11 protein-coding genes are annotated in these 12,276 nt (G+C 69.8%); 1 reads left to right on the forward strand and 10 read right to left on the reverse strand.

Annotated features, from left to right (window positions below; genetic code table 11):
* Positions 1-39 precede the first annotated feature (39 nt).
* From AB0C75_RS05885 to AB0C75_RS05895, 3 genes are read right to left on the reverse strand one after another with little or no spacing between them, the layout of a single operon-like run.
* Positions 40-900, reverse strand: coding sequence for a carbohydrate ABC transporter permease (locus AB0C75_RS05885; protein ID WP_362887455.1), 861 nt, complete (start codon positions 898-900; stop codon positions 40-42).
* Entirely contained in the window at positions 897-1,823 is a 927-nt protein-coding gene (locus AB0C75_RS05890; RefSeq protein ID WP_362887457.1) for a sugar ABC transporter permease, read from the reverse strand. The genes AB0C75_RS05885 and AB0C75_RS05890 overlap by 4 nt, the downstream gene beginning before the upstream one ends.
* The gene (locus tag AB0C75_RS05895; RefSeq protein WP_362887459.1) at positions 1,820-3,136 is read right to left on the reverse strand and encodes an extracellular solute-binding protein; all 1,317 of its coding nucleotides are present in this window, start codon (positions 3,134-3,136) and stop codon (positions 1,820-1,822) included. Before AB0C75_RS05895 ends, AB0C75_RS05890 begins: the two co-directional genes overlap by 4 nt.
* Positions 3,137-3,325: 189 nt before the next feature.
* On the opposite strand from AB0C75_RS05895, the gene AB0C75_RS05900 reads away from it, so the two are divergent.
* Positions 3,326-5,368: a beta-galactosidase gene (locus AB0C75_RS05900; protein ID WP_362887461.1), complete on the forward strand. Its 2,043-nt coding sequence runs from the start codon at positions 3,326-3,328 to the stop codon at positions 5,366-5,368.
* Between the two features lie 346 nt (positions 5,369-5,714).
* On the opposite strand, the gene AB0C75_RS05905 is transcribed toward AB0C75_RS05900, so the two are convergent.
* The 7 genes from AB0C75_RS05905 to AB0C75_RS05935 all read right to left on the reverse strand — a co-directional run bounded on the left by AB0C75_RS05905 (position 5,715) and on the right by AB0C75_RS05935 (position 12,181).
* Positions 5,715-6,209, reverse strand: a complete 495-nt coding sequence (locus tag AB0C75_RS05905) for a MarR family winged helix-turn-helix transcriptional regulator (protein WP_362887463.1) — start codon at positions 6,207-6,209, stop codon at positions 5,715-5,717.
* Positions 6,210-6,282: 73 nt separating this feature from the next.
* Entirely contained in the window at positions 6,283-7,296 is a 1,014-nt protein-coding gene (locus tag AB0C75_RS05910; RefSeq protein WP_362887465.1) for a VOC family protein, read from the reverse strand.
* Between the two features lie 196 nt (positions 7,297-7,492).
* On the reverse strand, positions 7,493-8,386 hold the full coding sequence (gene thpD, locus AB0C75_RS05915) for an ectoine hydroxylase (RefSeq protein ID WP_362887467.1): 894 nt from the start codon (positions 8,384-8,386) through the stop codon (positions 7,493-7,495).
* A 3-nt stretch (positions 8,387-8,389) separates the two neighbouring features.
* Complete coding sequence (locus tag AB0C75_RS05920; RefSeq protein WP_362887469.1) at positions 8,390-8,788, reverse strand: ectoine synthase; 399 nt, start codon at positions 8,786-8,788, stop codon at positions 8,390-8,392.
* A gap of 62 nt (positions 8,789-8,850) precedes the next feature.
* Complete coding sequence (gene ectB, locus AB0C75_RS05925) at positions 8,851-10,113, reverse strand: diaminobutyrate--2-oxoglutarate transaminase (RefSeq protein ID WP_362887471.1); 1,263 nt, start codon at positions 10,111-10,113, stop codon at positions 8,851-8,853.
* 97 nt (positions 10,114-10,210) lie between these two features.
* Positions 10,211-10,738: a diaminobutyrate acetyltransferase gene (gene ectA, locus AB0C75_RS05930; RefSeq protein ID WP_362887473.1), complete on the reverse strand. Its 528-nt coding sequence runs from the start codon at positions 10,736-10,738 to the stop codon at positions 10,211-10,213.
* A 336-nt stretch (positions 10,739-11,074) separates the two neighbouring features.
* A complete protein-coding gene (locus AB0C75_RS05935) occupies positions 11,075-12,181 on the reverse strand; it encodes an aminotransferase class V-fold PLP-dependent enzyme (RefSeq protein WP_362887475.1) in 1,107 nt (368 codons plus the stop codon).
* Positions 12,182-12,276: the final 95 nt, after the last annotated feature.

Consider the following 12,276-nt stretch of genomic DNA (forward strand, 5'->3'; position numbering starts at 1 on the left):
CGATCTTTCATCACTGTGGGAAGCCCTGTTGAGGAGCTGTCAGGACTTTACGGCGCCGGAGAGCAGGTCGAGGCTCCAGAACCGCTGGATCACCAGGAACAGCGCGATCAGCGGGACGATCGCCAGCAGCGCTCCGGTGATGACCAGGGTGTAGAGCGCCGGGGTGTTCGAACCCTGCTGGAGCAGCGTGTAGAGCCCCAGGGTCACCGGGAACTTCTCGTCGTCGCCGAGCATGATGTAGGGAAGCAGGAAGTTGTTCCAGACCGCCACGAACTGGAACAGGAACACCGTCACAAGACCCGGCAGCATCATCGGCAGCGCGATGGTCCGGAAGATCCGCCACTCGCCGCCGCCGTCCATCCGCCCCGCCTCGATCACATCGGCCGGTACGGCGGCCGCCGCGTAGATCCGGGCGAGGTAGACACCGTACGGGGAGAGGATCAGCGGCAGCAGGACCGAGAGGTAGGAGTCGGTCATGTCGGCCTCGGCCAGCAGCAGGTACTGCGGTACGGCCAGGATCACCGGAGGCATCAGCACCCCGGCGAGCAGGATGTTGAAGACGGTCTCCTTGCCGCGGAAGCGGTACACGGCCAGCGCGTACCCCGAGACCGCGGACACCGCCGTGGACAGCAGGGCGCCCACCCCGGCGTAGAAGGCCGAGTTGGCCATCCACTTCCAGTACACCCCGTCGCGGTACTCCGTGAGGTCGGCGACGTTGTCGGAGAAGCCGGAGCCGGGCAGGAAGGTGAAGGTCGAGAACAGCTCGCTGCCGGACTTCGTCGACGCGACCAGCACCCAGACGACGGGCAGCAGGCAGTACACGGCGCCGAGGAGCAGCGCGGCCGTGGGGGCGAGGGGGAGACGCCGGCGCCCGGGGGCTGCGAGTGGCTGGGTGCTCATCGGGAGTCTCCCTGCTTCGTACGGGAGTTGGCCGCCTTGAGGAAGCCGAAGGACAGGGCGAGGGTGGCGACGGCGATGATGACGGCCTGGGCCGCCGCCGCGTGGATGTCGTTGTTGACGAAGGCGTCCTGGTAGACCTTCATCAGCGGACTCCAGGTGGTGGAGAGCGAGTTGGTGAGGGGCTTCAGCGTGGTGGGCTCGCTGAACACCTGGAGCGTCGCGATGATCGAGAAGAAGAACGTCAGGATCAGCGAGGGCATCACCATCGGGATCTTGATCCGCAGCGCGATCTGGAGCTGGGAGCAGCCGTCGATCCGCGCGGCCTCGAAGATCTCGGCGGGGATCGCCCGCAGGGACGTGTAGATCACGATCATGTTGAAGCCGGTGCCGCCCCACACCGCGATGTTGGCCAGCGAGAGGTACAGCGGCCCGCCGTCCAGCAGATCGGGCTGCGGGAGCCCCAGCGCGTCGAGCATGTACAGGAAGGGGCTGACGTCGGGCAGATACAGGAAGCCCCACATCAGCGCGGCGATGACGCCCGGGATCGCGTACGGCAGGAAGATCGCCAGCCGGCTGAAGCCGCGCGCCCGCAGCCCGTCCGTGTCGAGCAGCAGGGCGAAGAGCAGGGCCAGGCCGAGCATCACCGGGACGACGATCGCGCCGTAGCCGAGGATGCGCAGCGCGCCGTGCAGCAGCTCCGAGTCGGTGAGCGCGTCGGTGTAGTTGGAGAGACCGGCCCAGATCTCGTCGCGGGCGCCCTTGCCGAGGCCGAGTCCCTTGACCTCGGTCCTGCGGAAGCTGAGGTACACCGCGTAGCCGATGGGCAGGGCGAAGAAGAGCAGGAAGAGGACGGTGGCGGGGACCAGGAAGGCGTACGGGGCGCTCCTGACCCCGGACGCCTTCCCGCGGGGCGTACGTGTCACTCCGAGACTCCGAAGCCCTGCTTCTTCAGGTCGGCGACGGTCGCGTCCTGCATGGCGGTCAGCGCGGTGCCGAAGTCCGACCTGTCCTTGGCCGCGGCGGCGAAGTTGTCCTTGAAGGCGCTGTACGCCACGTTGACGTTGGGGCCCCAGGCGGCCGGGGCGGTGCCCTGGGCGATCTTGGCGGCCTCGGTGTAGAAGTCGGGCTGTTCGGAGAAGTAGTCCGGCGCCTCCGCGAGCGCGTCACCGGTCTGGGCGGCCGTGGCGGCGGGGTAGATGCCGCCCTCCTTCACCAGCGCGGCCAGCGCCTCGGGGTCGGTGTTCAGCCACTTGGCGAAGGTCGCGGCTGCCTTCTTGTTCTTCGAGTCGTTGGTGACCGCCGTGGAGGAGCCACCCCAGCTGCCGGTGACGTTGTCGCCGGCCGTCCACTGGGGGAGCGGCGCCATGGCCCACTTGCCCTTCGTCTCGGGCGCGGCCGTGGTCAGGGTGCCCGGCGCCCAGACGGCGCTGACCCAGGCGACCTGCTTGCCGGTGTTGAGCGCCTTGTTCCAGGCCGGGGTGTACATCGGCTGGTTGTCGATGGCCCCCTCCTTGACCAGGCCGCCCCAGAAGTCGGCGACCTTCTGCGTGGCCGGGTCGTCGATGGCGACCTTCCACTTGTCGCCGCCGGTGGTCCACCACTTGGCGCCGGCCTGCTGGGCGAGGCCCGCGAAGAGGCCCGAGTCGTTGGAGGAGAAGGTGGTGAGGTCCTTGTCCGGCGCCTTCTCCTTCAGCGCGCGGGCCGTCCCGGCGAACTCGTCCCAGGTGGTGGGCACGGTCAGGCCGTACTTCTTGAAGAGGTCCTGGCGGTAGTAGAACATCAGCGGGCCCGAGTCCTGCGGCAGGGCGTACAGGGCGTCGGAGCCCAGCGTCGTCTGCTGCCAGATCCCGTCGGCGAACTGGCTCTTCGCGTCGCCCGCCTCGTCGGATATGTCGGCGAGTACGTCGTTGGAGACCAGGGTGGGGAGCGCCTGGTACTCGGCCTGGACCAGGTCGGGGGCCTTGTGGGCCTTCGCCGCCGTGATGATCTTGGTGACCAGGTCGTCGCCCGACGCCTGCTTCTTCACCGTGACGGTGATGCCGGCCTCCTTGCCGGGGCCCTTGTTCCAGATGTCCGCGACCTTGTCGAGGCCGGGCGCCCACGCCCAGTAGGTCAGCGAGGCGGGTCCCGATGCGGCGGGCTCGTCGCCCCCGTCGTCCGACGAACCGCAGCCCGAGAGCAGGGCGGTGGCGGCGAGGGCTGCGGCGGTGGACACCGCGACGGTGCGGTATTTCATGGGTTTCTCCCCTGGCGAGACGAACAGGCGCTTCGACGGACCGGCCGGAAACGGACTGTGAGCGTTCACAGTAGAGAAACGAAACCGACACTTGTCAATGGTTGTTGCTGTGCGGTTATGTTGGCCCTGCGCCGCCGAGAGTGTGTGTGCACGTTCCCAGAAATTGCCCCGAAGAGCCAGGAGCTGTCCATGCCGCACTCAGAATCCGCGCCGTACCCGGTCGGCCTGCGCAAGCTGGCCTTCGGCGGCGACTACAACCCGGAGCAGTGGCCCGAAGAGGTCTGGCACGAGGACGTACGCCTGATGCGGGAAGCCGGCGTGACCATGGTCAGCATCGGGATCTTCTCCTGGGCCCTGCTGGAACCCGAACCGGGCGTCCACGACTTCGGCTGGCTCGACCGCCTGCTGGACCTGCTGCACGTCAACGGCATCCGCGCCGACCTCGGCACCCCCACCGTCGCCCCGCCGGCCTGGTTCTACCGCGCCCACCCCGAAGCCCTGCCCGTCACCCCGGACGGGGTCCGCCACGCCTTCGGCTCACGCGGCGCCATCTGCCACAGCTCGCCCGCCTACCGCGCGGCGGCGGCGGACATCACCGAACAGCTCGCCCGCCGCTACGCGGGCCACCCCGCCCTCGCGATGTGGCACGTCCACAACGAGTACGGCGTCCCCGTCAGCGCCTGCTACTGCGACACCTGCGGCGCGCACTTCCGCCGCTGGCTCACCGCCAGGCACGGCTCCGTCGAAGCGGTCAACGAGGCCTGGGGCACCGCCTTCTGGGGCCAGCGCTACCGGAGTCTCGACGACATCGACCCGCCCCGCACCACCCCGACCGTCGGAAACCCCGCGCAGCAGCTGGACTACGCCCGTTTCGCCGACGCCACCATGCGGGAGAACTTCACCGCCGAACGCGACATCCTGCACCGCCTCGCCCCCGGCATCCCCGTCACCACGAACTTCATGACGGCCCTCAGCCAGTGCGAGTCCGTCGACTACTGGGCCTGGGGCCGCGAGGTCGACATCGTCTCCAACGACCACTACCTGATCACCGACGGCCGCCGCACCCACGTCAACCTCGCCATGGCCGCCGACCTCACCCGCTCCGTGGCGGGCGGCGCGCCCTGGCTGCTCCTCGAACACTCCACCAGCGGCGTCAACTGGCAGCCACGCAACCCCGCCAAGCGCCCCGGCGAGATGGCCCGCAACAGCCTCGCCCATGTCGCCCGGGGGTCCGAGGGCGCGATGTTCTTCCAGTGGCGGCAGTCCAGGCGCGGCGCCGAGAAGTTCCACTCCGCGATGGTCCCGCACGCCGGAACCGACTCACGGATCTGGCGCGAGGTGAGCGCGCTCGGCGCCGGGATCGGCCGGCTCGACGGCATCAGGGGCACCCGTACCGTTGCCGATGTGGCGGTGCTCTGGGACTGGGAGTCCTGGTGGGCGCAGCGCCTGGAGTGGCGTCCGAGCGAGCAGCACGACGCCCGCGAGCGCGCGGACACCTTCTACGCCTCGCTCTACGACCAGCACCTCACCGTCGACTTCGCCCACCCGGACGCAGACCTCTCCGGCTACCCGCTGGTCGTCGTCCCCGCCCTCTACCTCACCACCGAGGAGAGCGGCCGCAATCTGCGCCGGTACGTCGAGAACGGCGGCACTCTCGTCGTCTCGTACTTCTCCGGCATCGTCGACGCCGACGACGCGGTGCACCCCGGCGCCTACCCCGGCCCGCTGCGGGACGTACTCGGCCTGACCGTCGAGGAGTTCTCCCCGCTCGGCGAGGGCGAGACCGTCCGCCTGATCACCCCCGACGGCGCCCCCGAAGGCCCCGAGCTGACCGGCGACCTCTGGTCGGACGTGGTGATCCCGCGCGGCGCCGAGACCCTCTGGGCGTACGCCGACGGCATCCCGGCCGGCCGCCCCGCCGTCACCCGCAACCGGCTCGGCGAGGGCGCCGCCTGGTATCTCTCCACCCGGCTCTCCGGGCCCGCCCTGGACGCCGTCCTCTCGCGTGCCGCCGCCGAAGCGGGCATCGAGCCCCGCACGGCCCTGCCGTACGACGTCGAGGTGGTGCGCCGCACCGGGGAGTCCGGCAGCTACCTCTTCGTGATCAACCACAGCGACACCGACGCCGACGTGGCGCTTGGCGCCGCAGGCACCGAACTCCTCACCGGCGAGCCCGCCGTGGACAAGCTCGCCGTACCGGCGGGCCAGGTCCGCGTCGTGCGTCTCGGCTGAGGCACTGCAAGGGCCCGCACACCTGTCGAAGGGACATCGACGATGTACGGAACGAAGCACACCCGGGCGAGCACCCGGCTGAGCCACTGGTCGGACTCGGCTCCGGCTCGTGACCTCGGTCCGGGTGACCGGCGGGGCGTGCACGATCGGCCTCAGCTCCGACGCCCACGCGGGGGAGTGGGCCAACTTCGACGACATCACCTTCACCCCGGGGAGCACCGGGCTGAGCGTCAGGGGCGGCGACCTCTCCACCCTCCCGAAGAACGAGGCGTACGGCGCCACGTACAGCGACGCGAGCGGCGCTGCCGGGGACGCCCGCCCGGGGACACCCGCCAGGGGGCGGCCGTCAGACGGCGCCCGGCCCCCCGGCGTTGGCCACCATCGTGCGGAGCACCTTCAGCGCGGCGACGTACTCCGCGTCGCCGATGCCCCGGTGCACCTCGGCGCGGAGGTCGGTCACCAGCTCACGCAGCCGCACCCGGGCGGCCTCCCCCTCGTCGGTGAGGCGCAGCCGCTGCCCGTCGCCGGCATCGAGCCAGCCGCGGTGGAGCAGCTGGTCGACGACCCGTGCGATGTCGTGCGGCCCGTCCGCGAGCGGCGTGAGCTGGGCGACGACCTCCTCGCGGGTCGGTGCGGCGGGGCCGCCGTGCACCCGGTTGAGCACCCAGTACTGCGGCTGTGTGACGTCGATCCTGGCCATGGCGTCCCGCAGATGGCGGGTGACCGCCGAGTGGGCCAGGCCGCTCCAGTACCCGATGGGCTGTGAGGCCAGCATGTCGTCGGTGGCCGCCGGGTCTGCCGGTGCCTGGTCGGTGAGATCGGTTCCGGTCGACTGTTCCATGGCCGCGAGACTACCGCCGTACCCCGCCCCGGGGAGCCTCGGGAGCCTCGGGAGCCGCGGGGCCGCGTACGGCTCACCGGGCCGGCGGCGCACCGTGCCACTTCCACGCGGTGACACGGTCGCGGCCCGGCAGGTCCGCGCGACCGGTGGACCAGAGCAGCACGGCCCACCGGTCCTCGTCGTCCGGGGCGTCGGGGAAGAGCCGGGCCAGCACCCGGTCGCAGAGGTCACGGGGCGGGGTCCAGGAGAGCGAAAGGCCGGCGGAGACGTCGTGGGTGTGCACCAGGGTCTCGACGATGCCCATCGCGCCGAAGCCCTCCGGGTCGGAGACACCGTACGAGTGGTAGGAACGGAGACCGGGGGACGTCGTCCGCACCATCGAGGCCAGGAGCGCGCCACTGGCCTCCAGCGTCTGGAGCAGCCCGGCGGTTCCCGCCTCCGGATTCGCGAAGACCGAGTTCGAGGGGCCACCGTCGCGGTCGGCGCGCCAGCGGTAGGGGACCTCGCTCTCCAGGGAGGGCGTACGCGGGCCGAGCTGGACGGCGTACGCGAAGAGGTCGTCGCTGAGGTGTTCCACGGTCTCCCAGCAGTCCCAGGTCAACGACCCCGCCGGGACACGCCAGTCGTCCGCCGGGGACGTCGCGAGGGTATCGACCGCGAGCCGCACCGCCAGCGTCACGTCGTCGGCGGTGACGGGCAGCCTGACGCCGGTCAGTGCGGCACGCTCCGCCGCGCCGCACTCCAGGCAGAACTCGTTGCCCTCGGGATCCGCCAGGGTCGCCCAGCCCCGCCCGTTCGGCTTGCGGTGGTCGGCGACGAGCGTCGCGCCGAGAGCGAGCAGCCGTTCGACCTCCGCGTCGCGGGTGCGGTCCTCCGGCCGGACGTCCAGGTGGACGCGGTTCTTGGCACGCTTGGGTTCGGGCACCGTGACGAAGAGCAGCGCCGCCCCCGGCGTCTCCACGAGCGCCTCGGGATCGCCTGGTGCGTCGTCGTCGGAGACGGCGGAGCCGAGCACCTCGGCCCAGAACCCGGCCAGCTGGTAGGCGTCGGCACAGTCGATGGTGATGTGCTGCACGAGGGAGGTCATGGGCGCCACTGTCGCCGCTGACCACGCCGAGGTCCAGCGAGTTGAGCGAGGGAGCGGCGCAACAGGTCGTTGGGAGGTCAAGGACGGAAAGCGGATCGATATGGGCGATTCGGGTGTCCGTAACTTCCCGCGACCTCCACGCGGGTGGGGGCGGGACGCGTCGCGCGTCTCGCCCCCACCCGCGTGTCGTACGTGTCTACTTCACCGGGGTGAAGTCACGCGCCCCGATGAACTCGGGCCGGCGGATCGGAGCCGAGAAGGGCTCCTGGGCCGGGTTGTCCACGCTGTTGAACACGATGAACACGTTGCTGCGCGCGTACGGGGTGATGTTGTCACCCGATCCGTGCATGGCGTTGCAGTCGAACCAGGTCGCCGAACCGGCCTTGCCCGTGAAGAGCTTGATGCCGTGCCGGTCGGCCATCTTCGTCAGCGCCTCGTCCGACGGGATGCCGGCGTCCTGCATCTGGAGCGACTTCTTGTAGTTGTCCTTCGGCGTCTCGCCCGCACAGCCGAGGAACGACTTGTGCGAGCCGGGCATGATCATCAGCCCGCCGTTGGTGTCGAAGTTCTCCGTCAGCGCGACCGAGATGGACACGGTCCGCATGTTCGCCAGACCGTCCTCGGCGTGCCAGGTCTCGAAGTCCGAGTGCCAGTAGAAGCCCGAGGCCCCGAATCCCGGCTTGACGTTGATCCGGGACTGGTGGACATAGACGTCCGAGCCGAGGATCTGGCGGGCCCTGCCCACCACGCGCTCGTCGCTGACCAGCTTCGCGAAGACCTCACTGATCTTGTGGATCTCGAAGACGGACCGCACGCTCTGCGATTTCGGCTCGATGATCGAGCGCTCGTCGGCGCGGACGGCCGGGTCGGCGATCAGCCGTTCCAGCTCGGCCTGGTAGACGGCCACCTCGTCCGGCGTGATGAGCTGTTCGATGGCGAGGAAGCCATCGTGTTCGAAGGACTGCAGGTCCTTCGCGGCGATCGGTCCCGGCGCGCCCGGCGCGGACCAGATGACCGGGTCCTGGCGGGGAGTGGTCATCTCGGCGGCGCCGCGCGAGGGGTACAGGTCGGCGCGTACATCGGTGGTCATGGTTCAGCCCTCCTCTGTCAGCAGCGGGTATGCACCGTTCTCGTCATGGTCCTCCCGTCCGGTGACAGGGGGATTGAAGACGCACACGCAGCGGAAGTCGGTCTTGGGCCGCAGCGTGTGGTGCTCGTGCCCGTTCAGCAGGTACATCGTCCCGGGGGAGATCCAGTGCTTCTCGCCGGTCTCGTCGTTCGTGAGCTCGGCCTCGCCCTCGGTGCACAGAACGGCCTCGATGTGGTTGGCATACCACATCGACGTCTCCGTGCCCGCGTACAGCACGGTCTCGTGGAGCGAGAAGCCGACCTTCTCCTTGGCGAGCACGATGCGCTTGGTTTCCCAGGTACCAGAAGCGGACTTCAGGTGCCGGTCGGTGTTCTCGATGTCACTGAAAGATCGGACGATCACGGTGGGATGGTGCCTTTCTCTTCTGTCCTGCTCTTTGGTGCCTGCCGGGGGGCGTACCCCGCTCAGGCGGTCTCGCGGACGGAACGGGCCAGCGTGCGCAGGCCCTCGTCCAGCTCTTCGGGGGTGACGGTCAGCGGCGGGAGCAGCTTCACGACCTCGGACTGCGGGCCGGAGGTCTCCAGCAGCAGGCCGAGCTCGAAGGCGCGTGCACAGACGGCGGAGGCACGCGCGGGCTCGCTGAACTCCAGACCCCAGACCAGGCCACGGCCACGGAACTGCGCGGTCGGCTCCTCGGCGCAGATCGCCAGCATCGTCTGCTCGACCTGCTCGCCGCGGGCCAGCGTCTGCTTCTCCATCTGGCCGTCGGCCCAGTAGGCGTCGAGCGTGGCGGCGGCGGTCACGAAGGCCGGGTTGTTGCCACGGAACGTGCCGTTGTGCTCGCCCGGCTCCCAGATGTCCAGCTCGCCCTTGAAGAGGCAGAGCGACATCGGCATGCCGTAGCCGCTGATGGACTTCGACAGCGTGACGATGTCCGGGACGATGCCGGCCTCCTCGAAGGAGAAGAAGCCGCCGGTCCGGCCGCAGCCCATCTGGATGTCGTCGACGATCAGGAGCATGTCCTGGCGGTGGCACAGGTCCTGGAGGGCGCGCAGCCACTCGGCGCGGGCGACGTTGATGCCGCCCTCACCCTGCACGGTCTCCACGATCACGGCGGCGGGCTTGTTCAGCCCGGAGCCCTGGTCCTCCAGGAGCCGCTCGAACCAGAGGAAGTCGGGGACCGTGCCGTCGAAGTAGTTGTCGAACGGCATCGGGGTGCCGTGCACCAGCGGGATGCCGGCGCCGGCGCGCTTGAAGGCGTTGCCGGTCACGGCGAGCGAGCCGAGCGACATGCCGTGGAAGGCGTTGGTGAACGAGACGACGGACTCGCGGCCCTTGACCTTGCGGGCGAGCTTCAGCGCCGCCTCGACGGCGTTCGTGCCGGTCGGGCCGGGGAACATCACCTTGTAGGGCAGGTCACGGGGGCGCAGGATCACGTTCTCGAAGGTTTCGAGGAACGCTCGTTTGGCCGTCGTGGCCATGTCCAGGCCGTGGGTGATGCCGTCGCGCTCGATGTAGTCGATCAGCGCGCGTTTCAGCACCGGGTTGTTGTGGCCGTAGTTGAGTGATCCGGCACCGGCGAAGAAGTCGAGGTACGAGTGTCCGTCCTCGTCGGTCAGCCGGGCGCCCTGCGCGCGGTCGAAGACTGCGGGCCAACCGCGGCAGTAGCTACGTACTTCCGACTCCAGGGTCTCGAAGACACTCAGGGCGGGCGGGGTGATGGTCACAGCTGATCTCCTGCTCGAGGGGGGTGTGACGGGCGGCGGGTCAGGCATGCCCGGGAAAGCCGCGCCCGGGCGGGGCGCGGGAGGGCGCTGAGAGGCCCTAGAACGGACCGATGCGGTAGAGGACCTCCGGCAGGTGCGTCGTCCCCTCGGGGAACAGCGCCCCCTCGAAGAGCACCTCGCGCTCCAGTGGCACGTCGTGCCGCTGCGCGAAGGACGTGAACAACCGGTCGGAGGCGGTGTTGTCCGGGGTGACGGTCGTCTCGACCGATGCCAGGCCCTGGTCGGAGGCGACACGGGCGGTCAGCGCGTCCAGCAGCTCGGCCGCCAGTCCCTTGCCTCGGTGGGCCTGGTCGACGGCTACCTGCCAGACGACGAGAGTCTCGGGGCGGTCGGGGCGGATGTATCCGGTCACGAAGGCGATCGGGTCGCCGTTCTCGTCGCGGGCGACCACGGAGGTCGCCGCGAAGTCACGGCACCACAGCAGGTAGCTGTACGAGGAGTTGAGGTCCAGGACCTCGGAGTCGCGGGCTATGCGCCAGATCGCGGCTCCGTCCTCCACTCGCGGGGTGTCGATTCTGAGGAATTCGCTTCGGGCACTTGCAAAATCTGCTGGTGCGGCGGTCATGGGAATTGAATTTACCCAGCAAAAATCGAAATTGCATCGCCGTAGGGGGTTGGGTGAACGTGCTCGTTGTGTTATCACGCGGGCGCGGGTCCGGCCCGACCGGAGGGAGATTTCCATAGGTTTGTACGGAATTTATCGCCCATTACGGGCGTGATGTGTAGTCGGTCACATCCTCGTAACTCTCCTGACACCCGTTCGGATTGTGTGGATGGATCCACCCGAAACTGTGGTGTTTAGCCTCGGGGAACGGGGGAAGAAGAATGCGGGGAGCTGCTCCCGATAAAGCAGCCCCCCTTTTCGCGTGGATAAAATCGGTCGCTGCGCCGTGCAATTAATTCAGTTGTTCGGCCAGGTTTCCGCGACGGCCTCGCGGGCAGCATCGATATCGGTCCGTCGGCCCGCGCCGTCGAGCACTTCGCCCAGGGCGGCCAGCGAGGACAGCACCGCGTCCCTGCTCGCGTGCACGCCGTAGTGGTTGACCCGGATCATCTCCTTGGCCAGCGCCCCGCCACCCGCGATCAGCGGCAGCGACGAGTCGGCCGCGAGCGCCCGCCCGACCAGTGCCGTGGCATCGAGATCCGCCGGCACGCGCAGGGTCGTGGCGACCGGAGCCGCGTCGCGGGCGTCGTGGACGTACGGCCCGAGCCCGCCGCCGAGCGCCGTGGCGCCCGCGCGGGTGGCGGCCGCCGCCGACGCGTGGCGCGCCATGACGGCATCGAGGCCGTCCGTCTCGATCCGGTCCAGGCACGCGTCGAGCGCCAGCATCTCCAGCTGGGCGGGCGCGTGCGGCAGCGCCCTGCGGCCTCCGTCGATCCAGCGGGCCTTCCAGTCCAGCAGCGAGAGGTACGACTGGCGCGGGGCGCGCGGGTTGGCGGCCATCCGCTCCCACGCCCGCTCGCTCACCGACACGGCGGACACCCCGGCCGGGCCGCCCATGGCCTTCTGCGCGCCGACGACGCACAGATCCACCCCCCAGGCGTCCACCAGCAGCGGCTCGGCGCCCACCGAGGCGACGGCGTCCACCATGAACAGCGCGCCGTGTGCCCGGACGACCTCGCCGATCTCGGCGACCGGGTTGGTGTTCCCGGTCGCCGCCTCGGCGTGCACGAGCGACACGAAGTCGGTCTCCGGGTGCTCGGCCAGCGCCTGGGCGACCTGCTCGGCGGTGACCGCGGTGTGGAACGGCACCGCGAGGTCGACGACCTCCGCCCCGCAGTCACGCAGCCAGTTGCCGAAGGTCTGGCCGTACGGCCCTGTGACGACGTTCAGCGCGGTCGAACCGGGCCGGGCGCCGCCCCGGATGCAGCCCTCGAGCGGCAGCAGCGCCTCGCCCTGCATGATGACGACGTCCTGCCCGGTGGCGAGGAGGCCGGCCACCCGTCGCTCGATCGCCGCGAAACGGGCGGCGGTGAGCGGGGCGAGGTCGAGGAACGGGTGTGTCACGGTGCTGCTCTCTTCGGGTAGGCCGGTGCGCGGTCAGCGCTCGCCGTCGAGGGTACCCAGCACTCCCCGGGCCCCTGGCGGCCCTCGTACAGTGC

It is taken from the genome of Streptomyces sp. NPDC048565 (assembly GCF_040650935.1).
In the GTDB taxonomy this organism is placed as follows: domain Bacteria; phylum Actinomycetota; class Actinomycetes; order Streptomycetales; family Streptomycetaceae; genus Streptomyces.